Source organism: Ensifer sp. EB106-03-01-XG145 (assembly GCF_058792075.1).
On sequence record NZ_JBYTEC010000001.1, the window covers coordinates 48,559 to 72,884 of the forward strand.

General features: G+C 62.4%; 22 protein-coding genes. 8 read left to right on the forward strand and 14 right to left on the reverse strand.

Annotation, left to right across the window (positions count from 1 at the left end; translation table 11 throughout):
* Window position 1 precedes the first annotated feature (1 nt).
* Complete coding sequence (locus tag AC3WWH_RS00245; protein ID WP_057247750.1) at window positions 2-553, reverse strand: SH3 domain-containing protein; 552 nt, start codon at window positions 551-553, stop codon at window positions 2-4.
* A 182-nt stretch (window positions 554-735) separates the two neighbouring features.
* Between AC3WWH_RS00245 and AC3WWH_RS00250 the strand changes: the two genes are divergently transcribed.
* The gene (locus AC3WWH_RS00250; RefSeq protein WP_057247751.1) at window positions 736-1,740 is read left to right on the forward strand and encodes a 2-hydroxyacid dehydrogenase; all 1,005 of its coding nucleotides are present in this window, start codon (window positions 736-738) and stop codon (window positions 1,738-1,740) included.
* A gap of 65 nt (window positions 1,741-1,805) precedes the next feature.
* Here AC3WWH_RS00250 and AC3WWH_RS00255 read toward each other — a convergent pair whose 3' ends face one another.
* The 3 genes from AC3WWH_RS00255 to recF form a co-directional block, all read right to left on the reverse strand.
* Window positions 1,806-2,273, reverse strand: coding sequence for a GNAT family N-acetyltransferase (locus AC3WWH_RS00255; RefSeq protein ID WP_058324622.1), 468 nt, complete (start codon window positions 2,271-2,273; stop codon window positions 1,806-1,808).
* Window positions 2,274-2,283: 10 nt separating this feature from the next.
* Window positions 2,284-3,045, reverse strand: coding sequence for a molybdopterin-synthase adenylyltransferase MoeB (locus AC3WWH_RS00260; protein ID WP_058324475.1), 762 nt, complete (start codon window positions 3,043-3,045; stop codon window positions 2,284-2,286).
* A gap of 93 nt (window positions 3,046-3,138) precedes the next feature.
* Complete coding sequence (gene recF / locus AC3WWH_RS00265; RefSeq protein ID WP_058324476.1) at window positions 3,139-4,263, reverse strand: DNA replication/repair protein RecF; 1,125 nt, start codon at window positions 4,261-4,263, stop codon at window positions 3,139-3,141.
* Between the two features lie 307 nt (window positions 4,264-4,570).
* Here recF and AC3WWH_RS00270 point away from each other — a divergent pair, with 307 nt between their 5' ends.
* Together AC3WWH_RS00270 and AC3WWH_RS00275 are read left to right on the forward strand one after the other, a co-directional pair.
* Window positions 4,571-5,215, forward strand: coding sequence for a DUF47 family protein (locus AC3WWH_RS00270; RefSeq protein ID WP_058324477.1), 645 nt, complete (start codon window positions 4,571-4,573; stop codon window positions 5,213-5,215).
* The gene (locus AC3WWH_RS00275; RefSeq protein ID WP_058324478.1) at window positions 5,215-6,219 is read left to right on the forward strand and encodes an inorganic phosphate transporter; all 1,005 of its coding nucleotides are present in this window, start codon (window positions 5,215-5,217) and stop codon (window positions 6,217-6,219) included. Before AC3WWH_RS00270 ends, AC3WWH_RS00275 begins: the two co-directional genes overlap by 1 nt.
* Window positions 6,220-6,264: 45 nt before the next feature.
* Here AC3WWH_RS00275 and AC3WWH_RS00280 read toward each other — a convergent pair whose 3' ends face one another.
* Together AC3WWH_RS00280 and AC3WWH_RS00285 are read right to left on the reverse strand one after the other, a co-directional pair.
* Complete coding sequence (locus tag AC3WWH_RS00280) at window positions 6,265-7,716, reverse strand: serine hydrolase (protein WP_058324479.1); 1,452 nt, start codon at window positions 7,714-7,716, stop codon at window positions 6,265-6,267.
* 76 nt (window positions 7,717-7,792) lie between these two features.
* Window positions 7,793-8,692, reverse strand: coding sequence for a LysR family transcriptional regulator (locus AC3WWH_RS00285; RefSeq protein WP_058324480.1), 900 nt, complete (start codon window positions 8,690-8,692; stop codon window positions 7,793-7,795).
* Window positions 8,693-8,835: 143 nt separating this feature from the next.
* On the opposite strand from AC3WWH_RS00285, the gene AC3WWH_RS00290 reads away from it, so the two are divergent.
* The 3 genes from AC3WWH_RS00290 (at window position 8,836) to AC3WWH_RS00300 (ending at window position 11,303) form a co-directional block, all read left to right on the forward strand.
* A complete protein-coding gene (locus AC3WWH_RS00290) occupies window positions 8,836-9,585 on the forward strand; it encodes an SDR family oxidoreductase (RefSeq protein WP_058324481.1) in 750 nt (249 codons plus the stop codon).
* Window positions 9,586-9,774: 189 nt separating this feature from the next.
* Window positions 9,775-10,410, forward strand: a complete 636-nt coding sequence (locus AC3WWH_RS00295) for a DUF1326 domain-containing protein (protein WP_057247759.1) — start codon at window positions 9,775-9,777, stop codon at window positions 10,408-10,410.
* 5 nt (window positions 10,411-10,415) lie between these two features.
* Window positions 10,416-11,303, forward strand: a complete 888-nt coding sequence (locus tag AC3WWH_RS00300; RefSeq protein WP_058324482.1) for a DUF2182 domain-containing protein — start codon at window positions 10,416-10,418, stop codon at window positions 11,301-11,303.
* A 60-nt stretch (window positions 11,304-11,363) separates the two neighbouring features.
* Here AC3WWH_RS00300 and dnaJ read toward each other — a convergent pair whose 3' ends face one another.
* From dnaJ to AC3WWH_RS00320, 4 genes are all read right to left on the reverse strand, one after another.
* The gene (gene dnaJ / locus AC3WWH_RS00305; RefSeq protein ID WP_057247761.1) at window positions 11,364-12,494 is read right to left on the reverse strand and encodes a molecular chaperone DnaJ; all 1,131 of its coding nucleotides are present in this window, start codon (window positions 12,492-12,494) and stop codon (window positions 11,364-11,366) included.
* Window positions 12,495-12,744: 250 nt separating this feature from the next.
* The gene (gene dnaK, locus AC3WWH_RS00310) at window positions 12,745-14,667 is read right to left on the reverse strand and encodes a molecular chaperone DnaK (protein WP_057247762.1); all 1,923 of its coding nucleotides are present in this window, start codon (window positions 14,665-14,667) and stop codon (window positions 12,745-12,747) included.
* Window positions 14,668-14,927: 260 nt separating this feature from the next.
* Window positions 14,928-17,192: a transglycosylase domain-containing protein gene (locus AC3WWH_RS00315; protein WP_057247763.1), complete on the reverse strand. Its 2,265-nt coding sequence runs from the start codon at window positions 17,190-17,192 to the stop codon at window positions 14,928-14,930.
* A gap of 264 nt (window positions 17,193-17,456) precedes the next feature.
* Window positions 17,457-17,807 (reverse strand): hypothetical protein, encoded by a 351-nt coding sequence (locus AC3WWH_RS00320; protein ID WP_057247764.1) that lies wholly within the window; start codon window positions 17,805-17,807, stop codon window positions 17,457-17,459.
* 488 nt (window positions 17,808-18,295) lie between these two features.
* On the opposite strand from AC3WWH_RS00320, the gene AC3WWH_RS00325 reads away from it, so the two are divergent.
* On the forward strand, window positions 18,296-19,201 hold the full coding sequence (locus tag AC3WWH_RS00325) for a DMT family transporter (RefSeq protein WP_113398981.1): 906 nt from the start codon (window positions 18,296-18,298) through the stop codon (window positions 19,199-19,201).
* 109 nt (window positions 19,202-19,310) lie between these two features.
* Window positions 19,311-19,799: a hypothetical protein gene (locus AC3WWH_RS00330; protein ID WP_057247766.1), complete on the forward strand. Its 489-nt coding sequence runs from the start codon at window positions 19,311-19,313 to the stop codon at window positions 19,797-19,799.
* A 171-nt stretch (window positions 19,800-19,970) separates the two neighbouring features.
* On the opposite strand, the gene AC3WWH_RS00335 is transcribed toward AC3WWH_RS00330, so the two are convergent.
* From AC3WWH_RS00335 to AC3WWH_RS00350, 4 genes are all read right to left on the reverse strand, one after another.
* Complete coding sequence (locus tag AC3WWH_RS00335; protein ID WP_058324485.1) at window positions 19,971-20,930, reverse strand: lysylphosphatidylglycerol synthase transmembrane domain-containing protein; 960 nt, start codon at window positions 20,928-20,930, stop codon at window positions 19,971-19,973.
* Between the two features lie 420 nt (window positions 20,931-21,350).
* Window positions 21,351-22,742 (reverse strand): M20/M25/M40 family metallo-hydrolase, encoded by a 1,392-nt coding sequence (locus tag AC3WWH_RS00340; protein WP_058324486.1) that lies wholly within the window; start codon window positions 22,740-22,742, stop codon window positions 21,351-21,353.
* A 335-nt stretch (window positions 22,743-23,077) separates the two neighbouring features.
* Window positions 23,078-23,521 (reverse strand): MarR family winged helix-turn-helix transcriptional regulator, encoded by a 444-nt coding sequence (locus AC3WWH_RS00345; RefSeq protein WP_057247769.1) that lies wholly within the window; start codon window positions 23,519-23,521, stop codon window positions 23,078-23,080.
* 362 nt (window positions 23,522-23,883) lie between these two features.
* A complete protein-coding gene (locus AC3WWH_RS00350) occupies window positions 23,884-24,270 on the reverse strand; it encodes a hypothetical protein (RefSeq protein ID WP_058324487.1) in 387 nt (128 codons plus the stop codon).
* Window positions 24,271-24,326: the final 56 nt, after the last annotated feature.

A 24,326-nucleotide genomic window follows, 5' to 3' on the forward strand; every position in this document is an offset into this window, starting at 1 on the left:
CTTACTTGAAGGCCTCGCCGGGATAGGCGCCCCAGATCTCGCTCTGGGCGATCCAGCCTTCGACGCCCTGCGTCTCGGCATGGCACCAGTCGCCATTGCATTCGCCGACATGCACGATGACCCCCGGCTCCATGCGGGCGACGATCGGGGATGTACCCTGCGGATCGCGGCGCATGTTGACGAAGACGCCTTCGCCCTTGCCGCGCATCCAGGGCGCTGCGACGGCTGTACGGTCGCCGGAAAGCAGCGCCTGGTTGACCCAGCCTTCGGTGCCGTCGGCGTCGCGGATACGGCGCCAGTTATCGTATTCCTGGATGATCTCCACGGGAACGCCGGGCTTCATGTAGCGGAAGGCGACCGCGTAATCGACGCTCGGGCCGATCCGGAGATTGACGCTCTTCGACTTGAGGCTCACGAAGCGCGGCAGCGGCAGTCCGCTGGCGCCCTTGGCAGCTTGAGCGTAAGCCGCCGACGCCATGATCCCGGCGCCAAGGCAGGCGGCGATCAACGAGAACGAGAATCTGGAAATGACATGACGCATGACGAAGCTCATTTTCCGTGGCACTAGCTTTTGCGGGCGCAGTTCACCTGGGGCCCAACACACGGGCTGAAATCGCGGGGACGAACGCGCGAGTTTTGTTTGTCTTCCCGGTGGGGTCTGGTAGAAATTGCGGCTACAGGGAGAAAGTATCGCCCAACTTGGTTAAGGACCCGTCAACAAGGCCCGTCGCAGCAATGACAAGCAAGAAGAAGCCCACGGTCTACATCACCCGTAAACTGCCTGATATCGTCGAGACGCGCATGCGCGAACTTTTCGATGCGGAGTTGAACATCGACGACACGCCGCGCAGCCAGCCCGAGCTCGTCGCGGCGGTGAAGCGCGCCGACGTGCTGGTGCCGACAGTGACCGATCGCATCGATGCGGCGCTGATCGAGCAGGCCGGCCCACAGCTGAAGCTGATCGCCAGCTTCTCGAATGGGGTCGACAATATCGACGTCGACGCCGCAGCGCGCAAAGGCATCACCGTCACCAACACGCCGAACGTGTTGACGGAGGACACCGCCGACATGGCGATGGCGCTGATTCTCGCAGTGCCGCGCCGGCTTGCCGAAGGTGCGCAGATCCTGACCGATCGCAAGGGCGAATGGGCCGGGTGGTCGCCGACCTGGATGCTCGGCCGGCGCATTGCCGGAAAGCGCATCGGCATCGTCGGCATGGGCCGGATCGGCACCGCGGTCGCACGCCGCGCCAAGGCCTTCGGCCTTTCGATCCACTATCACAACCGTCACCGGGTGAACGCGGAAACCGAAGAGATGCTGGAGGCGACCTACTGGGACAGCCTCGACCAGATGCTGGCCCGCGTCGATATTGTTTCGGTCAACTGCCCGTCGACGCCGGCGACCTATCACCTGCTCTCGGCCCGCCGCCTGGCGCTGATGCGGCCCGACAGCTACATCGTCAACACGGCCCGCGGCGGCATCATCGACGAGACGGCGCTGATCAAGTCCCTGCGCGAGGGTAAGATCGCCGGTGCCGGCCTCGACGTCTTCGAGAACGAGCCCGCGGTCAATCCGAAGCTGATCAAGCTCGCCGGCGAAGGCAAGGTCGTGCTGTTGCCACATATGAGTTCGGCGACGCTCGAGGGCCGCATCGACATGGGCGACAAGGTGGTCATCAACATCCGCACCTTCTTCGATGGCCATCGCCCGCCGGACCGCGTGCTTCCGGGCCGCGACTGATCGCGGAGCGCCGCACGGTCCTGCCGTGCGGCTGTCTGTCCGGCCTGCTCAAAGTTAGAAGCTAGCTAGAGTGTCTTGCGCATCTCGATCGCCGTCGGTCGGGTAAAGCCGGGGTGGCACATCGTACCGGTTTCGACGAAGCCCCAGGCGGCGAACGCCCGGTGGTTTTCGGTGAGTTCGATGCGGGTGAGTAGCCGCAACGCCGAAAGGCCGAGCGCTCGCGCTGTCGCCTCCGCTTCCGCGAGCAGCAACCGGCCGATACCCTTTCCCTGTGTCTGCGGGGCAACCGCGAGCTTGCCGATGTAGAGGCAATCGGCTTCAGGCTTGCAAAAGATGCAGCCGACAAGCCGCTCGCCGTCGCTGACACCGAAGGCGATCTCGTCGGCACTCTTCTGCCGGAGCGATTCGACGGTGAGTACGTGCGCCGAGGAGGGCGGGTCGACCCGTCCGTCCATGTAGGAGAAGGCGCCAAGGATCAGCTTCAGCAACTCCTCGTGCCGGTCGAAACTTTCACTGATGCGAAAGATCTCCACCATGATCGGCCTACGCTCTGCGACGGTAACGGATGGTGTTGAACTGCGCCGTCAGCGCGTCATACATCAACAGCCGACCGACCAGCGGTTCGCCGAAACCGGCGATCACCTTGATCGCCTCCATCGCCTGGAGCGTGCCGATGACGCCGGTCAAGGCGCCGACGATGCCCGCTTCGGCACAGGAGGGCACGACGCCGGCCGGCGGCGGTTCCGGGAAGAGATCGCGATAGGAGGGGTTCGGCCGCCCATCCATGCCTGCCTTGTACGGCATCAGCACCGTCAGCGATCCGTCGAAGCGGCCGACGGCGCCGGTCACCAGCGGTATGCCGACCGCGGCTGCCGTATCGGCTGCGAGATAGCGTGTGTCGAAATTGTCCGAGCCGTCGATCACCAGGTGATATTGCCGGAACAGCGCATCGGCATTGTCGGGGTTGAGCCGCAGCCTGTGTTCGTCGACGCTGACATGCGGGTTGAGTGAACCGATCGCTTCGGCTGCCCTTTCGACCTTGGCGCGATCGATGTCCTCGGTGCGGTGAATGATCTGCCGCTGGAGGTTCGAGAGCGCAACGATGTCGTCGTCGACGACGCCGATCCGGCCGATGCCAGCGGCCGCGAGATAGACGAGCACCGGGGCGCCGAGCCCGCCGGCGCCGATCACCAGCACACGTGCCGCTTTGAGTTTTTGCTGCCCCGCGCCGCCGATTTCCGGCAGCACGATATGGCGGGCGTAGCGGGCGATCTCCGATTGGTCGAGCTTGTTCTCACCGGTCATGCAACATCCTCCTCATCCGGGCGGCCGATCGATTCTCAAGCGAGAGCGGATGCGGGCGGAAAACCGCACACACTTTTCCTCATCCGCTCTTGCTTATCCCGTAACGCTCCCGTGCGAAACGGTCAGGAAGCGACCGCGTTCGCCAAGCGCCTCGAACATGGCCTGGTCGGTACCGGTCATGAAGGCCTGGCCGCCAAGACCATCGACGAGGTCGAACAGCGCCGCACGCCGGTTGACGTCGAGATGCGCGGCGATCTCGTCAAGCAACAGGATCGGCGCGTGGCCAGTCATGTCGCCGACGAGGCGCGCATGCGCCAGCACCAGTCCGACGAGCAGCGCCTTCTGCTCGCCGGTCGAGCAGCGTGCGGCTTCCATGTCCTTGTCCCGATGACGCACCAGCAGGTCGCTTCGGTGCGGTCCATCGAGCGTCCGGCCCGCCGCTGCGTCGCGCGGCCGTCCGTCGCGCAGCATTGTCAGATATTGCTCTTCGAGATCATAGGCCGGGCGATGACCCTCGTCGTCGAGAAAGCCGGACAGCGCCAGGCGGGCGGACGGAAAAACGCTGTCATCGACATTCCGCTCGACGAGCGCGGTCAAGAGGCCGAGCATTTCCTGCCTTGCCAGCGCCATGGAGACGCCGAGACCGGCCATCTCTCGCTCAATCGCCGTCAGCCAGGACGGATCCGGGCGAAACTCGCCGAGCAGCCGGTTGCGGCTGCGCATCGCCCGATCGAATTCGCTGGCGCGTCGGCCATGCTCCGGATCGAGCGAAAGCACCAGCCGATCGAGGAACCGCCGCCGGTCGGCCGAAGGCCCGGTGAAGAGCCCGTCCATCGATGGCGTCAGCCAGAGAACGCGCAGGTGATCCGTCAGTTCGTCGACGGTTGATGCCGGCGTTCCGTTGAGCCGCAGCCGCCGGGATTGGCCCTCGGTTACCCCGGCGGTGCCGGTGCCGATTTCGACCGGCCCCTCCATGCCCTCGACCTCCGCAAAGACGGAAAACCCGTCGCTCGCGCCGACACGGGTGACGTCGGCATAGGCCGCGCGCCTCAAGCCCCGTCCTGGTGAGAGGAAGGAAACCGCTTCCATCAAATTGGTCTTGCCGGCGCCGTTCTCTCCCGTCAGCACCACATGGCGCTGGTCGAGCTCCAGCGAGAGAGCCGCATAATTGCGGAACTCCGTGAGCTTCAAGCGGTTGAGAAAGACCTTGTGGGGCATGGGCAAACCGGATTCGACGTTGGGCGCCAGCTACAGCGCCGCGCGTCTTATGAGACGCGCAAAGGTCGCTGTAGCACTTTGAATTGCTGCATGTCTTCGTCCTTAAATCGAGGTCGATTTAAGGAGACATGCAGTAGGACGAAAGCGTTGGCCAAGGCAAGGCGAAATGGCCAGCGCGTCGATATCGCCTGGGATAGGTCGATATCGGCAGGGGATAGGCGACAAACCCCTTGAATCAGGTGCTTTTCTTGAGCGCCTCGGTCAAATATGACAGTTTCATGACAATCCACGGATGGATATATTTGTAATGCTGGCTTGGTTCCGCAAACTGCTTCCCCGCGAAGACCGCTTCTTCGACCTTTTCGCAAAACACGCGCTCTCCGTTGTCGGTGCCGCCGAAGCGCTCGACAGGCTGCTTGCCGGTGGCGACGACATGGAGAAACAGTGCGACCGGATCGTCGCGCTTGAGGATGAAGCGGATCATATTACTGGCGAGGTGCTCCTGGCGGTGCGCCGGTCCTTCATCACGCCCTTCGACCGCGGCGACATCAAGGACCTGATCCAGTCGATGGACGATGCCATCGACATGATGCACAAGACGGTCAAGACGATCCGGCTCTACGAGCAGAAGACATTCGACCCGGGCATGCGCGAGATGGCGACGATCATCGTCCAGGCCGCGCATCTGATCGGCGAGGCCATTCCGTTGCTCGACCGTATCGGAGCCAATCACAATCGCCTCATCGCCATCGCCGAGGACGTTACCCGCATCGAGGGGCGTGCCGATGAATTGCACGACCTCGGCCTCAAGGATCTCTTCCGCCGCCACGGCGCCAGCAACCCGATGGCCTATATCATCGGCAGCGAGATCTATGGCGAGCTCGAAAAGGTGATCGACCGCTTCGAGGACGTCGCCAATGAAATCAGCGGCATCGTGATCGAGAACGTCTGATGGATGCGACGCTCGCCTTTCCGTTGCTCGTCGGGCTGATTGGCATCGCGCTGTTCTTCGACTTCCTGAACGGCCTGCACGATGCCGCCAACTCGATTGCGACGATCGTCTCGACGCGGGTGCTCAGACCGCAATATGCGGTCTTGTGGGCGGCATTCTTCAACTTCATCGCCTTCCTGTTCTTTGGCCTGCATGTGGCCGAGACGCTCGGCAAGGGCATCATCGATCCCGGCATCGTCACGCCGCTGGTGATCTTTTCGGCCCTCATGGGGGCGATCGTCTGGAACATCGTCACCTGGCTCTTCGGCATTCCGTCGAGTTCGTCGCATGCGCTGATCGGCGGCCTCGTCGGTGCCGGCCTTGCCAGCACCGGCTTTAGTTCCATCGTCTGGACCGGTCTTCTGAAGACCGTCGGCGCCATCTTCATGTCGCCGGCGATAGGCTTCTTCCTGGCCTTGCTCCTGGTGTTGATCGTCTCCTGGATTTTCGTGCGGCAGACGCCCTTTGCCGTCGACCGCACCTTCCGCGTGATGCAGTTCGTTTCCGCCTCGCTCTATTCGCTCGGCCACGGCGGCAATGACGCGCAGAAGACCATGGGCATCATTGCCGTTCTGCTCTTCTCGCAGGGCTATCTCGGTTCGGAGTTCTACGTGCCCTTCTGGGTGGTCATAACCTGCCAGGCGGCAATCGCGCTCGGCACGCTGTTCGGCGGCTGGCGCATCGTGCACACCATGGGCTCGAAGATTACCAGGCTCAATCCTATGCAGGGCTTCTGCGCCGAAACCGGCGGGGCGATCACGCTCTTTGCCGCCACCTGGCTCGGCATTCCCGTCTCGACGACGCACACCATCACCGGTGCGATCATCGGCGTCGGTGCGGCGCGGCGCGTCTCGGCGGTCCGCTGGGGGCTTGCCGGCAATATCGTGATTGCCTGGTTCATCACCATGCCGGCCGCGGCGGCGATTTCGGCGCTCGCCTATTTCCTGATCGATCTGATCTTCTGATCGAAGCGAACAGCGTCTCCCGCTTCAATCGGCGGGAGACGTGCATCATTTCTCGATCCGAGGCGCGGGGCTGTCCCGCCCGCCCTGATGCAAGGTCAGGCTCCCGGCGCGGGTGCCGGTTACGGTGAAGCTGATCTGCGCATCGATAAGCTTCGCAAAGAAACGGTGTTCGGCCTCCGGAAAGATTTCGATCCGATCCTGTCCCGTTGCCTGGGCAAACAGCCGATCTCCATCGCGAAAGATCGTCAGCTCGAAGCTGGGGGCCAGCCGATAGGTGCCGACATAGGCGTCATAGCTCGTCGGATCGACGGTTATCGCAGTGCGCCTGACATTTGCCGGCGCAAGCGGAGCGTTGCGGTTGAGCAGGTGTTGGCCGATATCGTCCACGCCGACCTCGGTCGACGCATTGGAGAGGGCGACGACGCCGATACCGGTCGACGGTCGGTAGCCGACGAAGGACCGATAGCCGCCGGTCCCGCCATTGTGCCAGATAATCTGCTCGTCGCCCTTGCCCGAGATCACCCAGCCGAGTGCCTGCTGGTCGTCTCCCCCGTTGCCGAGCGGCTGCCGGGTCGCAAGTAGCATGGTGAAGGCCGGCGCCAGCGGCGATGACGTTTTCCCCATGGCCGCCTCCAGGAATATCAGAAGATCGTTCGTCGTGGAGCGCAGCGCGCCGGCTCCTTGCAGCGCGTTGAGATCCCAGTCTCTCACCGGCTCCAGCGCCGCATTGTGGTCCGTCGCCCGCCTTTCGGCCCAGCCGGGCTGCGACGAGATCGCCGTGTCCTTCATGTCGAGAGGCGCTGTGATGCGGCTGATGACGAGCTCTTCGTAGGAAAGGCCGGCCTTCAAGGCGAGCGCGTGGCCGAGAAGCCCGGCGCCGAGATTGGAGTACTCGTGCTCGACGCCAGGGCGCCGCAGCGGCTTGTGATGGGACAGGAAGGCATAAAGCTTTGCAGTGCCGTAGTCCGCATACGGATTGCTTGTGTCTGTCGGGTCCAGATTGGTGGGTAGCCGCGGCAGACCGGACATGTGCGTCGCCAGGTCCTTCAGCGTGACCGGCTCCTCCTTGTCGTCCGGCATCGCCACACCTGGCGGAAGCAACGTGGAGACGGGCGTGTCGAGGCGCAGCGTGCCTTTTTCAATCGCGTCCGCGAGCAACAGCGCGGTGAAGACTTTGGTGACCGAGCCGATCTCGAACACGGTCCGTCCATCGACCGGGCGCGGGTCACCTTTGGCCGGATGGCCATGCGCGACGATGCGTCGTCCATCGGCATCGATGATTCCGACGACAATGCCGACCGACTGCTGCTGCTTGTCGATTCGATCGGTCAGAATATTCAGGATTTCGGCATCGGTCGGAGCCGCGGAAAGGTTGTCCGCATGGGCGGCGGTGCCAAGCGTCATGGCGACGATCCAGTTCAGAAAGAAGGTCCGCATGATGAGAAGATAGGAAACCATGCGATGGGTGCGAAGCGCATGCCAGCCGATTTCGATCAAGCTTCTGTCGAGACTCGATCGGCAATCGGCGAGATACCGTCGCCGACAGCGATTACGCCAGGGTTGCGGAAACGGTTCACGGATCCCAATAGGGCGGATCGCCAAAAGCTTCCTTCAGATGTTGGGCGATGGCTCGGAGCTTGGCGGAGACGCGTCGTCCTTCCGGATGCGCCATGTAGATGAATTCGGGCTCCGGACGCAGCCCGACATCGATCTCACGCAATTGCCCTTCGCGCACCGCGGGGCCGGCGATGAAGGCGGGCAACAGCGCGATGCCGAGCCCGGCGACGGCGGCGTCGTGCATCATGTCGCCATTGTTCATGCCGAGGGCCAGGCGCGCCCTGACGATCGTTGCACCGGAAGGTCCCTCGAACCGCCAATCGGCCGCACCGCGATTGGTGTAGAAGACGCCGCGATGGCCTTCGAGCTCGGCAAGCGACGCCGGCGTGCCGTGTCGTTCAAGATAATCGGGCGAGGCGACGAGCAGGCGCCGGCTTCTGGCAAGTTTCCAAACCATCAGGCGGGAATCTGCGATCACGCCGTGGCGGACAATCGCGTCGTAGCCTTCCGAGGCCGCATCGACCCGCCGGTCGTCGAGGTCGAGCGTCAGTTCGATTTCCGGATGGCGCGCCAGGAACGGATAGAGCGCCGGACCGAGATGCCGGCGGCCAAAGCTGACGGGCGCGGCGATCCGAAGCGGCCCCGTCAGCTGTCCGCGCCGCTCGGCAAGGTCGCTCGCGGCCGCCTGCACCTCGCTGACGATCCTGACGGCGCGCTCGCGGAAGGCGATGCCGTCCTCGGTGAGCGTCAGCTTGCGCGTCGTGCGATGGAGGAGCGTGGCGTTGAGCCCGCGCTCCAGTTCCGCCACGCGTTCGCTGACGACGGATTTCGACAGGCGCAGGCGCCGCGCCGCTTCACTGATCGAGCCAGCTTCGGCGACCGCGACAAAGGCGGTTATTCCCTCGATCTTCACCATCGTTCGACTTTTCCGAATTCGAGTTCCACAATTGGAAGACTAATCCGAACGATCGTTTTCCGCCATATCTGTCTGCATTCGAGGACGACGGTTCCAGCCAACCGAGCCGATCTCCTCTTCAACCCAACAAGAGGACTTTCATCATGTCACGTTTGCAGAACAAGACGGCACTCATCACCGGCGGCACCAGCGGCATCGGTCTCGAAACCGCACGCCAGTTCATCGCCGAAGGCGCAAGGGTCGCCGTCACCGGCACCAATCCGAAGAACATTGCCGAAGCACGCGCCGTCCTTGGCGAGACAGCTCTGATCATCGAGGCCGATGCCGGCAATGTCGCCGGCCAGGCCGCCGTCGCTGAAAAGATCCGCGCCGCCTTGGGCACGCTCGATATCCTGTTCATCAATGCCGGCATCGCCAAGCTGCAGCCGATCGAGCAGTGGGACGAGGCAAGCTTCGACCGCTCGCTCGCCATCAACCTCAAGGGACCGTATTTCCTGATCCAGGCCTTGCTGCCGGTCTTGTCCAAACCGGCATCGATCGTGCTCAACACCTCGATCAACGCCCATATCGGCATGCCGACCTCAAGCGTCTATGCCTTGACCAAGGCGGGGCTGCTATCGCTCGCCAAAACGCTCTCCGGCGAACTCATCGGCCGCGGCATCCGGGTCAACGCCGTCAGCCCCGGCCCGATCCGCACGCCGCTGCATGACGGCCATGCCCCGACGGTGGAGGAAAACAAGCAGGTTGTTGATGCGATCGCTGCGCAGATCCCGCTTGGCCGCTTCGGCAACGCAAGCGAAATCGCCAAGGCGGTCGTCTTCCTCGCCTCCGACGAGGCTGCTTTCACTGTCGGCGCCGAACTGATCATCGATGGCGGCATGGCGACGCTCTGATCACGGCTTAACTCTAACGAACAGACAGAAGCGCCGCGTGTTCAATCGGATGCGCGGCGCTTCCCGTCGTCTTCGGCCGGCCGTTGGCATCGCTGGTTGGGAGGAGTATATTTCTGCAATCTAATGGAATGCATCCAGTCGCAAGAAATCGACATAGACGGAACACCGATCAGATCCCAGGAGGAGACGATGACGAGTGTGAGATGGATGATGAAGGGGCGCGAATTCATACATTGCAACTGCGCCTATGGCTGTCCTTGCCAGTTCAATGCATTGCCGACACAAGGCCATTGCAGCGCCGTCGGCGCCTTCGAGATCGAGGAAGGCTATCACGGCGATACGCGGCTCGATGGGCTTCGTGGCGGCCTGATCGCCGCCTGGCCGGGCGCCATCCACGAGGGGAGGGGGCAGGTTGTGCCGATCGTCGATAGCCGCGCCTCCGCCGAACAGCGCGGTGCGTTGCTGCGCATTATGAGCGGCGAGGATACGGAACCGGGTGCCACCTTCTTCCAGGTCTTTGCGACGACCTTCGAAACCATGCACGAGCCTGTCTTTGCCGAAATCGATTTCGAGGTCGATGTCGGCGCGCGTACGGCGCGGCTGAATGTGCCGGGCTGGCTCGTCGCTCGCGGCGAACCGATCCTCAATCCGGTGACCGGCGCCGCCCATCAGGCGCGCATCAATCTCCCCCAGGGCTTCGAATACGACGTCTGCGAAGTCGGGCGCGGATGGGCCGATACCAAGGGGCCGCTGACCTTGGCACTGGCGGACTCGCATGCTCATTTCGCGCGCATGCACCTGACCGAAAGCGGCGTGATCCACTGACGTCGATGAAGGATACGGCGCTCGAAACCCTGCTCAGGCGCGACCGCGCCATCGTTGTGGCGGCGCTGATTACGCTGACGGCGATCAGCTGGATTTACGTCCTGTGGCTGGCTTCGGCCATGGACATGGCTGCGCCCCCGGCAGCCTCCGGCACCATGGATATGGGCTCGGGCATGGACATGGAGATGCCCATGGACATGCCGATGAACATGCCTATGGAGGCGCAAGGGGGATCGATGACATCGATGGCGACTGCGGCCGCCGGTCCCTGGACCGCGGCAACCTTCGCCTATGCCTTTGTCATGTGGGCTGTCATGATGGTTGGTATGATGGTGCCGTCGGCAACGCCGATGATCCTGCTCTATGCTCGGGTCGGAAGACAGGCGGCACAGCAGGGCAAGCCCTTCGCCGCAACCGGCTTCTTCGCCGGCGGCTATCTGCTGGCCTGGACCTTGTTCGCGCTGATTGCCGTTCTCGGGCAATGGCTCCTGGATCATGCCTTGCTGCTCACCCCAATGCTTTCGAGCGCCAACCAAGCCTTGAGCGGTGCGGTCCTCGTCGCCGTCGGCCTGTTTCAGTGGACGTCGCTCAAGGATCGTTGCCTCAGGCAATGCCAGTCGCCGCTGCTATTCATCCAGAACCACGGCGGATTTCGCCGCGAGGCGGGTGCCGCCTTCGGCCTCGGCCTGCGACACGGCCTTTATTGCGTCGGCTGCTGCTGGGCGCTGATGGCGCTTCTGTTCGTCGGCGGGGTGATGAACGTGTTGTGGATCGCGGCGATCGCCATCTTCGTGCTCGCCGAAAAGGTGGTGCCCGGCGGCCGGCTCCTGTCCCGTATCGCTGGGGTGGCGCTCGTCATGGCCGGGCTGTGGCAGCTTGCGGCCATGACGTGAAGCTTACAGCACTGCGCGCCCTATCCGGCGCGCAAGATCGCTGTGGGAACGCCGGGCGCCTTAGTCGCTCAGCGTATCGAAGAAGTCCTTCATCCGGGCGAAGAAGCCCGTCGATTCCGGATTGTTGTCCTTCGAGGAGATCTGTTCGAATTCCTGCAGCAGTTCGCGCTGGCGCTTGGTCAGCTTCTGCGGCGTTTCGATCTGGATCTGGATGTAGAGGTCGCCGGACTGGGCCGAGCGCAGCACCGGCATGCCCTTGCCCTTGAGACGAAACTGCTTGCCCGCCTGGGTGCCCTCGGGAACCGTGACGCGCGACTTGGTGCCGTCGAGCGTGGTCACATCGAACTTGCCGCCAAGAGCTGCCGTCGTCATCGAGATCGGCACGCTGCAATAGAGATCGGCGCCGTCGCGCTGGTAGAACTCATGCGGCCGGACCGAGAGGAAAATGTAGAGGTCGCCTGCCGGTCCGCCGCGAAGCCCCGCTTCGCCTTCGCCGGAGAGGCGGATACGCGTTCCGTCCTCGATGCCGGCCGGAATGTTGACCGAGAGCGTGCGCTCTTCGGTGACACGACCCTGGCCATGGCACTTGCCGCAGGGATCGGTGATCGTCTGGCCGCGCCCGCCGCAGGTCGGGCAGGTGCGTTCGATCGAGAAGAAGCCCTGGGCAGCGCGCACGCGACCGGAGCCGTGACAGGTGCCGCAGGTCTTAGGGCTCGTGCCGGGCTTGGCGCCGGAGCCGCTGCAGACGTCGCAGGTGATCGAGGTTGGAACGCGGATCTGCGCGGTCTTGCCGCTGAAGGCTTCCTCGAGCGAGATCTCCATGTTGTAGCGAAGATCGGCGCCGCGTTCGCGGCCGCCCGAGGAACGCCGCTGGCGCCCGCCACCCATCATCTCGCCGAAGATGTCTTCGAAAATGTCGGAGAAGCCGCCGGCCCCCCCGCCGCCGAAGCCGTTGCCCATGCCGCCCTGCTCGAAGGCCGCATGACCGTAGCGATCGTAAGCGGCGCGCTTCTGCGGGTCCTTGAGGGTCTCATAGGCCTCGTTGATTTCCTTGAAGGTCTTCTCCGCTGCCGCGTCGCCGGGGTTCTTGTCCGGGTGATACTTCATTGCGAGCTTGCGGAAGGCGCCCTTTAGCTCCTTCTCGTCGGCGTTCTTGGCAACGCCAAGCGTTTCGTAGAGATCACGTTTCATTCGTCGAAGATTATCCTGTTGGCATGCCAGCGCGAGGGCTCGGCGGCTGCCCGTTTACCTTGCCACCGATTTAGTAAACCTTGAAGCGCGATACCATAGCCCGAGCGGTGGTAGATGCGGTTTTTTGTCGGAAAAGTAACGTTTGCAGCGGCTCGCGGCACTTGTCGCCACTTTTGCCCGTCGCGCCGGGCTGTGCAGATAACAAAAAGCCCGGGCGAACCCGGGCTTTTCGTCTGATCGAAGGGACGGATTAGGCCGAACGCTTGCGGTCGTCCTCGTCGTTGACTTCTTCGTAGTCGGCATCGACGACATCGCCGTCGCGCGCCGCGTCTGCTGCGGCATCCGCATGGGCGGCTTCCGTCTGCTGCGCTTCATAGATCGCCTGGCCGAGCTTCATGGAAACTTCCATCAGCGTGTTGGTCTTGGCCTTGATGTCTTCGGCGTCCGGCTCGGAGGCTTCGACGGCAGTCTTCAGTGCGGCAATCGCGTCGGAGATCGCCTTGCGGTCGGCTTCCGAAACCTTGTCGCCGTAATCCTTCAGCGACTTCTCGCTGGAGTGGATCAGGCTTTCGGCCTGGTTCTTGGCTTCGACGCCTTCGCGGCGCTTCTTGTCGGCCTCGGCATTGGCTTCGGCATCCTTGACCATCTTTTCGATGTCGGCGTCGGAAAGACCGCCAGAAGCCTGAATGCGGATCTGGTGCTCCTTGCCGGTGCCCTTGTCCTTGGCCGAAACCTGCACGATGCCGTTGGCGTCGATGTCGAAGGTGACTTCGATCTGCGGCATGCCGCGCGGTGCCGGCGGAATGCCGACGAGGTCGAACTGGCCGAGCAGCTTGTTGTCGGCGGCCATTTCACGCTCACCCTGGGAGACGCGGATCGTCACGGCCGACTGGTTGTCGTCGGCGGTCGAGAAGGTCTGCGACTTCTTGGTCGGGATCGTCGTGTTGCGTTCGATCAGGCGGGTGAAGACGCCACCGAGCGTTTCGATGCCGAGCGACAGCGGGGTGACGTCGAGCAGAAGAACGTCCTTGACGTCGCCCTGCAGAACGCCGGCCTGGATGGCGGCGCCCATGGCGACCACTTCATCCGGGTTCACGCCCTTGTGCGGCTCCTTGCCGAACAACTGCTTCACGGTTTCCTGAACCTTCGGCATGCGGCTCATGCCGCCGACGAGAACGACTTCGTCGATCTCGGCAGCCGAGACGCCGGCATCCTTGAGGGCTGCCTTGCACGGCGCAACGGTGCGCTGGATCAGGTCGTCGACCAGGCTTTCGAACTTGGCGCGCGACAGCTTCATCGTCAGGTGCTTCGGACCGGAAGCGTCAGCCGTGATGAACGGCAGGTTGATTTCGGTCTGCTGCGACGAGGACAGCTCGATCTTGGCCTTTTCGGCAGCTTCCTTCAGGCGCTGAAGGGCGAGCTTGTCGTTCTTCAGGTCGATGCCCTGTTCCTTCTTGAACTCGCCGGCGAGGTATTCGACGAGACGCATGTCGAAGTCTTCACCGCCGAGGAAGGTGTCGCCGTTGGTCGACTTCACTTCGAAGACGCCGTCGCCGATTTCCAGAACCGAGATATCGAAGGTACCACCGCCCAAGTCGTAGACGGCGATCGTCTTGCCGTCCTTCTTGTCGAGGCCGTAGGCAAGGGCTGCCGCGGTCGGCTCGTTGATGATGCGCAGAACTTCAAGGCCCGCGATCTTGCCGGCATCCTTGGTTGCCTGGCGCTGGGCGTCGTTGAAGTAGGCCGGAACGGTGATGACGGCCTTTTCGACCTTTTCACCGAGGTAGGATTCGGCCGTTTCCTTCATCTTCTGAAGGATCATGGCGGAGATCTGCGACGGGGAATAATCCTTGCCGTGCGCTTCGACCCAGGCGTCGCCATTGTCGGCCTTGATGATCTTGTAAGGAACCATGTCCTTGTCTTTTTGCGTGGTCGGGTCCTGGAAGGTCCGGCCGATCAGGCGCTTGATCGCAAAAAGCGTGTTTTCCGGATTGGTGACGGCCTGGCGCTTGGCCGGCTGGCCGACGAGACGTTCGCCGTCGTCGCTGAATGCCACCATCGAGGGGGTCGTGCGCGCACCCTCGGCGTTTTCGATCACCTTCGCGTCTTTTCCGTCCATGACGGCGACGCAGGAGTTGGTCGTTCCCAGGTCAATACCAATAACTTTAGCCATGTCGTTCTCTCCTTGCAGCGGACTGTCGGAACCCGGTCAGGCATTCGTAAGACAGCCCCTAACGGGATGGTCTCAGGATTTCTTCGCAGTCGAGACTGCGCCGATGCGGCGTATATAAGGACCGGCGTTTCGGACTGCAAGGCATTCTGCGGGGCGTTTGGGGGCAAATGCAAGTCCGGGATTTGCCTAGCTAGAAATGGGCTATGCGCGGCTGGTGAGAATGGCACCAGTCGCACGCTTGCAGCGCCAGTCGCGCCGGCTCAACCGCCGGTCAAAATGTCGAAGAGGGTCGTGCGGCGCGTGGCACCCGTCGTCTGGCCGACATCGGCCGGTGGTACGAGACCGCCATTGCCCTGATCGGCGCTCTGGCCATCCCATTCGCCGCCCTGGTCTACCGGGCGCTGCCCCACTGCGACCGCGCCATTGACGCCCACGGGTGCTTCCGGGAAGGCTTCCGGATCGCCGGAGAGCAAGTCGCCGGCCGGTGCGCCTACGCCTTCGTCGAAGACCGGCTGCACGCCCGTCGTGCCGAAGAGCGGCGAGGGCGAGAGGCCCTCGTGGGCCGCCATCATGAAATCGTGCCAGGCCTTGGCCGGCAGGCCGCCGCCCGTGACCTTCTTCATCGACTTGCCATCGTCGTTGCCGAACCAGACGCCGGTTGTCAGGTTCGAGGTGTAGCCGACGAACAGCGCGTCGCGGAAGGATTGCGTCGTACCGGTCTTGCCGGCCGCCTCCCAGCCCTTGAGCTGCGCTTTCTTGCCCGTACCTTTGGTCAGCACACGCACCATCATCTGGTTCATTTCGCTGACGATCGCCGGGTCGAGCACACGCGGCGGGTTGTCGTAGGTGTTTTCGTAAAGCACCGTGCCGTCGGCCTTGGAGATGCGGCGGATGACATGCGGCGTCGCCTTGAAGCCGCCATTCATGAACGGGGCATAGGCCGACGTCAGTTCGACGAGGCTGACTTCGGATGTGCCGAGCGCGATCGAGGCATTGGCCTGCATCTCGGAATCGATGCCGAGGCGATGGGCGACCTTGACGACGTTCTGCGGCCCGACCTCCATCACCAATTGCGCGGCGATAGTGTTCAGCGAATTGGCGAGCGCATCGGCGATCGTAACCTCGCCGCGATATTTCTGGTCGTAATTCTCGGGCGTCCAGTTGCCGATCCGGACCGGGCCGTCGTTGCGGATCGACATCGGCGTGCGGCCGATCTCGAGTGCCGCGGCATAGACGAAGGGCTTGAAGGCAGAGCCCGGCTGACGCTTGGCCTTGGAGGCGCGGTCGAACTGGCTCTCTGCGTAGTCCTTGCCGCCGACGAGCGCCCGGATGGCGCCGGTGCCATCGATCGAGACGAGTGCTGCCTGCGAAGCGTCGAGCTTCTTGCCGTCGGCGTCCAGCGTGGCAGCGATCACCTCCTCGGCCTTCTTCTCGAGATTGAGGTCGATCGTCGTGTCGATGATGAGATCTTCCTTGATCTCGCCGATCATGCCGGGAAGCTGGTCCATCACCATGTCGGCGACGTAGTGCTCGGCGCCTGACCAGTAGCTCTTCGCCTTGGTCGGGGTCTGCGACATCGCCGTCTTGATCTCGCTATCGGTGACGTAACCTTCCTCGCGCATGGCGCCGAGAACGACCTGGGCGCGTTCTTCCGCAGCCTTCGGGTCGCGGGCCGGCGACAGGCGGGAAGGAGCCTTGAGCAGGCCTGCAAGCAGTGCGGCCTCGCCGAGGTTCACGTCGCGCGCCGATTTGTTGAAATAGCGCCGCGATGCCGCCTCCACGCCATAGGCGTTGGAGCCGAAGAACACCCGGTTGAGATACATCGCCAGGATCTGGTCCTTGGAATATTTCTGCTCGAGCCAGAAGGCGAGCAGCACCTCCTGCACCTTGCGTTCGAGCGTGCGCTCGGGCGAAAGGAACAGGTTCTTGGCAAGCTGCTGCGTCAAGGTCGAGCCACCCTGCACCATGCGGCCGGTGGTGAGGTTCGTCAGCATGGCGCGGGCGAGACCCAGCGGATCGATGCCGAAATGCGAATAGAAGCGGCGGTCCTCGATCGCGATGACCGCCTGCGGGATATAGGGCGACATGTTTTCCAGCGACAGCGCTTCGCCGCCGGTGGTGCCGCGATTGGCGATGGCGTCGCCGCTGACCGCAAGGATCTTGACGTTCGGCGGCCGCTCGGGGATCGACCAGCTCTCGGCGCTCGGCATGCGCGCGCCGTAGTAGAGCACCAGGCCGCCGACGCCCATGGCGCCCCAGATGCCGAGCACGATGCACCAGTAGAACAGCGTGCGGACAAGGCCAACAAAGCCGCCGCCGCCAGAGTTGCGCCGTGCGCTGCCGCGCTTGCCGGCTGCCTTCTTCTTGCTGCTGCCCTTCTTGCCGCTGCCCGAAGATTTGCCGCGGGGTGCCTTGCGGCTGGCGGTCACACGATCGCTGGCCTCGACGCGAAAATCGTCATCATCGTCCTGGTTTCCGCCGAACGATGGCTCGATCCGCTCTCCTGACCTGCCGTTTGTTGCCATGCCGTTTGGATTTGTCCCTCTGCCGTCTGCGGGGCCGATTGGCTCAACCACGACGGTGACTTCGATCTCGACGGCGGTACCGGCGCTCTGCGCCCATCCGCCACGGCGACCGGGTGAACTTTAAATGCGGCAATTTAAGGGGGAGTTAAGAAGCGCATCGTGAAATACGCATGGTCTTCAACAACTTGCGTTTAAGCGACGCGCTGCGCGTGGCAGTGGGTGAGACGTCCACTCCGTTGTGCTAACGAGCCCATATGGCCGCAACTACTGGATGGAGCTGCGCAGTGGCGTATCTTCGACCGCCACGTTCGATGCCGCAGCACCGGGCTCGGTAAAGTCGTAGAGCCATTGGCTATAGGGAAGCCGAAACAGAACCCGTTTCCCCAGGTGGTTCATCGCCACTTCCTCGCAGTCCTTCGCCTGGTAGGCCTGTCGGTCGCACATGGCGCGCGGGCTGTCCACCAGCCGGTAGTCGTGCCCTTGATAAACGAGCGCCGTCATCGCTCTTAACTTGAAGGAGCCCGGTGGCAGCACGACGAGGCGCAGGCTGGCGATCCAGGTGGCGAGGATCAGGACAACGATGATTGCGGTGGGGACCTGGAGCAATAATTTCATCTGAAAGCCTGCAATTATGGAGAGTGAATATATTTCTTCTAATATTGCTGGTCGTATATCAGGAAAGCTGAAGTAGAGTAAAAAGCTATCAAAGGTTGTGGTTTCCGGCTGGTTACCGCGCCATGCATGGCTTTCGCGTGCCGGCCCGGCGACGAGTTGTTCCCTGGCTCAGGCTCCGATCAGCGGGTCAAGATGGCTCGACCTGACGCTTCGCCTTCACGATTTTGTGCAATGCAAAAATCACGTCTTGAAATTGCTGCGACGCACGATTATTATATGACTTATCGAAGCGCTGCACCTCCTCCCGCGGCGCCCGATGCGGGTCGGTGGCACTCCTCCTCCCAGTCACCGATCAAGTTCGAGAGCCCCGTGTACCTCCTCCCACACGGGGCTCTTTTCATGTCTCGAATACGGCCGTGTTTCCCTGTATGTGGCACCTGTCGTGCGCAATTGGCGGCGCGGCGGGTTCTCGCAGGTATCGGCGCGCCATGACGTCCACCGTCTCACAGGCTTCCAAGGCAAACGGCTACATCTTCACGCTTCTGGCGATCGTCATCTTTTCGATCCAGGACGGGATCTCCAAGCATCTGGGCGCGATCTATCCGCCGGCCTTCGTCGCGATGATCCGCTATTGGGCCTTTGCACTTTTCGCGATTGCGCTGGCTGCGCGTACCAAGGAAGGCCTGAAGATCACGGCGACAACCAGGAGACCGTGGCTTCAGATCGTGCGCGGCGTGTTGCTGCCGACCCAGATCGTCATGGTGATCACGTCTTTCACCTGGGTCGGGCTTGCCCATTCGCAAGCGATCCTGGCGGCGACGCCTCTGTTCGTTGCCCTCCTGTCCATGCCGCTTCTCGGCGAGCGCGTCGGCTGGCGGCGATGGCTGGCAATCTCCGTCGGTCTCGGCGGCGTGCTTCTGATTCTGAAGCCCGCAGACGGCTTGTTCGACCGGACCTTCCTCTTGCCGCTCGGGGCGGCTCTGCTGTTTGCGCTCTATGTCATCGTCACGCGGCTCGTCAGCCGGCAGGATTCGGCGATGACCAGTTTCTTCTACACCGGCGTCGTCGGTGCTGCCGCGATCAGCCTGGTCGGCCCGTTCTTCTGGGTCACGCTTGCGCCGGCTGACTGGGGCTGGATGCTGCTGCTCTGCATCACCGGATCCTCCAGCCACTACTTCCTCATCCGGGCCTATGAGGTGCTGGATGCGGTGGCCGTTCAGCCGCTCACCTACCTCCAGCTCGTCTTTGCCTCGATCATGGGCGTGACGATTTTCAGCGAGACGCTGACGGTCAACATGATCGTCGGCTCCCTGCTGGTGGTCGCCGCCGGCATCTTCACCGTGTGGCGCGAGCGCGTCGTCGCGCGCCGCCGTGCCGGCTTGCCTCCGGCCTGAGCTCAGCGCCGCGTCGGCGACGACTTGGGGAAACATGCGGGTAGCGAATCCTGCTATGGCTTCGCCTTATTGTTGTGCTCGGCTGGCGCTCGACAAAAGGAGGACTGCCATGAAGCTTCGATCCACCGTCTTCGCCCTCGGCGCATTTGCAGCGTTGAACGGCGAGGCTCTGGCACAGGAAGGCGTCGCCTATGTCGACGACCGCTCCGACGGGGCAGCTCTCGTCCGTTCGCTCTACAATGCCATCAACCGCAAGGAATATGCCCGCGCCTACGGCTATTTCGGCGAATCGAAGCCCGTCGGCGGCTACAAGTCCTTCACCCGCGGCTATGATCGCACCGTGTCGGTCGAGGTGAAGATCGGCAAGGTGAAAACGGAGGCTGGCGCCGGCAGCATCTATTCGGCGGTTCCGGTTGCGGTGAAGTCTATCGAGAAGCGCGCGCGGGTCCGGTTCTTCGCCGGCTGCTATGTCACGCGCATCATCAACCCGTCGCTACAGGTGCCGCCCTTCACGCCCTACCAGGTCGAAGCGGCGCGGCTTAAGGAAGTGAAAGGGCCGCTCGAGCAGGCGCTGCCGACGGTCTGCAACGCGCCCTGACGTGGGTCGAGGGAAGCGTAAAGTTTCCACCACGCCGCAATTCCAGTCAAAGTGAAGCAGGCGATCCCCTTAGATCACTTCATTGTTTCATCGAAACACTGAAGTGATCTAAGTCTTTGAAATTGCGCAATTCCTGACGGAAAACCGTTTCGCACTTTTCCTGGAATTACTCTAGGGAAGGTCGGTCCCTCCCGGGGGAGGGCGTTGTGCCAAGAAGCGTGCCCGCTCGAAAACGAGGATCACCACCAATGCCAGGACAAACGGGATGACTAGGTAGAGCAGGCGGAAGATGGCCAGCGCCGCCAGAACGTCGGCCGGATCCATTTCCGGCAGGGCTGCGATGAAAATCAGCTCGAGCACGCCGAGCCCGCCCGGTGCATGCGAGAGCAGCGCCGCCGAGAACGAGGCGAGGAAGATCCCGAGGATGACGATATAGCCCGGGTTTCCGGCTTCCGGCAGTGCGAAATAGATGATCCCGGCAGCGCCGATCAGTTCCACGGGTGCGATCACCAATTGCCGGAAGACGATCCTCGGCTTCGGGTAGTGAAGGTGGAACCAGCGCGTGCGGAACGATGGCAGCCCGACGAGGCTGCCGATGACATAGAGCCCGATAACGACGAGGATGAGCACGCCTGTGGTCAGCGACATTTCCACCGGCAGGAATTCGGCGAAGCGCTCGATGATGTCGGGTCGCACCAGGAGGACGATGGCCGAAAGCACCAGTGTGCCGAGCGTGAAGGTGAAGGAGCAGAAGGCGACGAGCACGCCGACTTCACCTGGAGAAAGCCCCTTGGAGCGATAGGCCCGGTAGCGAACGACCGCGCCGGAAAAGACCGAGGCACCGAGATTGTGCGACAGCGCGTAGGTCGTGAACGAGCAGAGCGTGATGAACCAGATCGAGATGCGGTGACCGAGATGGTCGAGCGCCAGCCGGTCGTAAGCCGCAAGCGCCGCATAGGCGACCAGTGTCGAGCAGATCGCCAACAGCCAGCTTTTAAGCGAGATCGCGTTGAAGCTTGCGAGGAACTCGTCGAGCGAAAGGCCGCGGAGCTCGTGATAAAGCGCATTCACCGAAAAGAGGATCGCGAGAAGGCCGACAACGGGCCAGAAATAGGTCTGCAGCCTCTTCATACAGGCGCCGCGATCGTTGTGAGGACGTGGGCGAGGCGTTCCGAGGACACTTCTGTTGCAGCTGCCGGAGTGGTTCTCCGAGCGGAGACATCCTGTTTTCTAAGCTGCTTTGTCGTAGCGTCACGCCCGCAGCGCGACGCTTCGGTCCTTACCCTTGCCAATGATCCGATTTCCCTTTGTGATTTGTTTCACAAAAAGGAAGCACCTGAGACCCCTGAGGTCAAGGATTGAGGGTCTGCCGAAACCGGAGAAACCGCCGGGAAACGGTGAAGGGGAAACGGTAAAGCGCGGACACCGCGTCGATCGTTTGGAAATGCGCGCGTGTCGGTTGATGCACTGCGCGTGAGAGCTGCGTGATTGGCGTGTGTGCAACCGCAGTCGAAGGCCGCGGCGAAGCACTTCGCCGCGGCTCTGATGATGTCAAGCGGCGAGCGCGTCCAGGATACGGATCCAGGAGCGGATGCCCTTGTGGTAGGACTGCAGCTCGTACTTCTCGTTCGGCGAATGGATACGGTCGTCGGAAAGGCCGAAGCCGACCAGCAGCGATTCCATGCCAAGCATCTTCTGGAAGTCGCCGACGATCGGGATCGAGCCACCCATGCCGATGATGACGGCCGGCTTCGGCCACTCGTCGGAAAGCGCCACCTTCGCCGTGTTGAGCAGCGGCGATTCGTAAGGAAGGTGGATGGCCGGAGAACCGCCGTGGGCGTGGAACTCGACCGAGCAATCCGCCGGAACCTTGGAGCGCACATAGGCGCGGAACGCCTCGCGGATCTTCTCCGGGTTCTGGTTGCCGACGAGGCGGAAGGAAACCTTCGCCGAAGCCTCGGCCGCAATCACCGTCTTGAAGCCTTCGCCGGTATAGCCGCCGGTGATGCCGTTGACTTCGGCGGTCGGGCGCGCCCAGGTCAGTTCCAGCACCGAGCGGTTCTTTTCGCCCGACGGGATCGACAGGCCGATTTCGCCGAGGAACTTCTCCGCCGTCTGGCCGAGCGTTTCCCAGGCAGCCTTGATCTGGGCCGGGGTCTCTTCGACGCCTTCGTAGAAGCCTGGGAGCGTTACGCGGCTGTTCTCGTCGTGAAGGCCGGCGAGAATGGTGGTGAGGATGCGGATCGGGTTGGCTGCAGCGCCGCCAAAATAGCCGGAATGCAGATCGCGGTCGGCAGCCCTGACGATGACCTCTTCGCCGACGAGGCCGCGCAGGCCCGCGGAGATGGCCGGCGTATCGCGGTCCCACATGCTGGTATCGCAGACCAGCGCATAATCGGCCTTGAGTTCGGCGGCATTGGCTTCCAGGAAAGGCTTCAGCGACGGCGAGCCGGATTCCTCTTCGCCCTCGAACAGAATGGTGACGCGGCAGGGCAGGCCGCCATGGACGTCCTTGTAGGCACGTACCGCTTCGACGAAGGTCAAGAGCTGCCCCTTGTCGTCGGCCGTGCCGCGGCCGGTGATCACCTTGCGGCCGGGTTCGATTTCCTTGATGCCCGGCTCGAACGGGTCCGTGTCCCAGAGGTTGAGCGGATCGACCGGCTGGACGTCGTAGTGACCGTAAAACAGCACATGCGGCGCATCTGGCTTGGCAGCATCGTGATGAGCGACGACCATGGGATGGCCGGGGGTGTCGCGCACCGAGGCGGTGAAGCCGAGGCCATTGAGTTCCGCGACCAGCCATTCGGCTGCCTTGCGGCATTCCGCCTTGAAGGCCGGGTCGGTGGAGATCGACTTGATCCGAACGAGATCGAACAGCCGGTCGAGGCTGTCAGGCAGGTTGGCGTCTGCGCGTTCGAGAACGGGGGTGATATCTGCCATCATGCATATCCTTGCTTCAAGTTTTGCCGGAACCTACTGCATCAATCGCCAAATCGAAATCGATTTGCGCACGAAATCCGTGGCGACGTTCCACTGCATGTCTCCTTTAATCGACTTCGATTTAAGGACAAAGACATGCAGCAAATCAAAGTTCTGCAGCGACCTTTGCGCGTCTGATAAGACGCGCGGCGCTGTAGAGCGGCAGCGACTGACGAGCATTCGACGCTGCGCCTTCAGACACGCAAAGGCACTGGACGCGCTCGCTCTGGTTTTAGAGCCTAAGGTCATTCGCTTTAAGCCAAATATTTTGATGGATCGATCAGGGGAGGTGCGAAGCTTCAGGCGCGGCCGTCGCCACGTGCCACGCTGGCAAGCGCCATGCGCATATATTCGAGCATCAGCTCGCGCTCGAAATTCCTAAGGCCGGAAAGCAGCGACTGGTCGGCGGCAAGGGCTGCTTCCTTGGCGGCTGCCTCCATCTCCTTTGCCCGTTCGGTTAGGAAGATCTGCTGCGAGCGCTTGTCCTGAGGGTGCTTGCGTCTGACGATGAGCCCGTCCCGCTCCATGCGGGAGAGCGTGTTGGCCATCGTCGCCTGCTCGATGTCGAGGCGATCGAGCAGTTGCTTCTGCGTCAGGCCTTCCTCGGCCCAAAGTTCGAGCAGAATCGGAAACTGACCGGGTGCGAAACCAAGCTTCTGGCCGCGCTCGTGAAGCGCGCGCGAAAAGCTCTTAGCCAGCAGGCTGGCCAGATAGGTCGCAGATTCCATACGATTGAAGGCCATGCCTATCGGTACGCCCGAAGCGTCATGAAGACAAGTTACAATGCAGGCGATGAACCTTGGGAAGCGCTGAGCTCACTTCGATTTGAGCGGACTTTATCGAAAGCCTTGGTGCCAAATAAAAAACCGTCACGGCGCGGAGGCGGCGCCGTGACGGCTTCTTGAAAACGGGACAAAGGCCCGGAGAGGGGGATAAGGCCTTTGTCCTCATCTGGTGCGGGCGGGGGACAGGCCAATCACCAGAAGACGGCATCACTCGGTGCCGTTGACTAAGATTTGAGGAGTCAAATGTGGCTTTTCAAGGATAGCCGGTGCGATTCCGACATTACAAATGCGTAACGTTTGCGTGAAAGCTCACGCACCTCTCAGCGATCCGTCGAGGCCCGATTTCGCAAGGCGAAAATGAGTTCCCCAACGCCGATCGCCATTGCAACCATCATCGCCGTCTTCGCCATTTCGCCAGCTGTTTGATCTGGCGTGATCGATATGACGACAATGAAGGCAACGTTGAGTGCGGCACGGGCTGCTGCATATTCCACCTTCTGCCAACGCGGCCAGGGAGCGCCGTCCGCGCGCTTAAAATGGGTATCGAGGCCCGCCATTGCGAGCAGATAGATGGGTGCGAAAGCCGTCTTGATAACGATAAGGAATGTCGGATCGGCCGACAGGAGCCAGGAAATAAGGAAGCTAAAGACGGCAAAGCCTGAAAGAAGGAGATACTGTTGCAGGGCGTAGCGCACGTCATGCGGCATGGTTGGCCTCCTCTGTGGCAAGTGGAGATTGTAGTGCCCGGCGGGAAAACCGCAAT